Origin of the sequence: Enterobacter cloacae complex sp. IR5450 (assembly GCF_049238665.1) — a bacterium.
GTDB lineage: Bacteria > Pseudomonadota > Gammaproteobacteria > Enterobacterales > Enterobacteriaceae > Enterobacter > Enterobacter hormaechei_C.
Genome location: NZ_JBMKIC010000081.1, coordinates 1 through 1,430, shown reverse-complemented (window position 1 = coordinate 1,430; position 1,430 = coordinate 1). Strand labels below are relative to the sequence as shown.

The 1,430-nt window shown below is 51.9% G+C and carries 1 protein-coding gene and 1 pseudogene; both read left to right on the top strand.

Annotated features, from left to right (window positions below; all coding sequences use genetic code 11):
• Positions 1-786: DUF6453 family protein (locus ACOTYB_RS24750; RefSeq protein ID WP_421765919.1), on the top strand; the 786-nt coding region annotated here is incomplete at its 5' end.
• Between the two features lie 60 nt (positions 787-846).
• Positions 847-1,430 (top strand): annotated as a pseudogene (locus ACOTYB_RS24745) (phage tail protein); the annotation flags it as partial.

Below are 1,430 nucleotides of genomic sequence, written 5' to 3'. Positions count from 1 at the left end.
TATCTTGATTCAGGGCTGCTTCATAAAATGAACTCGGTCACCATATCCGGTGGCCGTGTGACGCAGAACTCCACGATGAAGGACGTAAGCATCAGTGAGCGTGATAGTACGTACACGTTCCCCGGAAGCGTCTGGCAGATATTTCCTCCTGGCCAGCGTAAAGGAGAAGGCCTGCTTATTGATGACAGTACTGACTTCCTGGCGATTACCAATGCCACTCAGTCAGGGCAGTGTATCTGGAAGGGGACCGTCAATGTCCCCACAGGCGGCTGGGCAGTTCCCACGATAGCGGGGTACGACAAGTCCAAATATATCGTCTTTGGGCGCTGCAATAGCGGTAACACAGTCGATTTCGATGGCAACACGGTCAGGTTCTTCAGCCCTCCATCCACCAACGATGACGCTCCGACAACCGGCACGATTGATATCGTCATATTCGCCAGTGGCGTGGCGCCGCAGCCTGGCACGGGGCTAAACATCTTCAATGCAGCCGGGGCTTGCACGTTTTCGACAACAAAGCGGCCTTTCGTTTACCTCAATCAACTCTGGACGCCTTCGAAAAATGCCGTGAGCATCGGCAGCGGCTATGTTCCGCTGGGCAGATTCGGGCTGATGGCTCACGAAGTAAATGGCATGTACGTGTATAGAATGTTCGGAATAAAAATACAGAACGGCAGTGCTTCAGTTCAGGGTGGGAAATATCTTGGGCGCGAGCGGTATGCAATTTTTGGTAATGACACGGTAACGCCACTGAACCTTCCCGTTCTACCCGATATGTACGTCTGAATAAACTATCTTTTTAATCAACCTCGCTCCGGCGGGGTTTTTTTATTGCCTGGAGAAAACATGATTTATACCACTGGCACTATCGCCATCAGCGGAAAAACCCTTACAGGTACCGGCACAAACTTCACTGCTGCTGGTTCTCTTATTCGTAACGGCTGTACCGTTATTGCAATGACCAGCCCAGCGCAGGTTTTCCAGATCACCGCGATTGGAAGCGCAACCTCTCTCACCGTTACGCCAGCTGCTAACCCTGCAATCCCTGCTGGAACAAAATATGCCATTCTTCTGAGCGACAGCCTGAGCGTCGACGGTCTGGCGCAGGACATCGCTGAAACCTTCACTATGTATCAGCGTTACATGAGCGGTTTCGCTGATGTGATGAACGGTACTACAGACGTCACTATCACGATTAACGGTGTGGCCGTCACAGTACCAGGCCAGAAATCACTGGCGAAGAAAGGGGCTAACAGCGATATAACCAGCCTAAGTGGCCTGACTACCGCACTCAGTATCAGCCAGGGCGGAACAGGTGCAACGAATGCCGCTGATGCTCGCACAAATCTCGGTTTGGGAAGTGCCGCAACAGCCGCACTAACCACATCATCAACTGATATGACTCTAGGTCGGGTTCTGAAAGTTGGTGA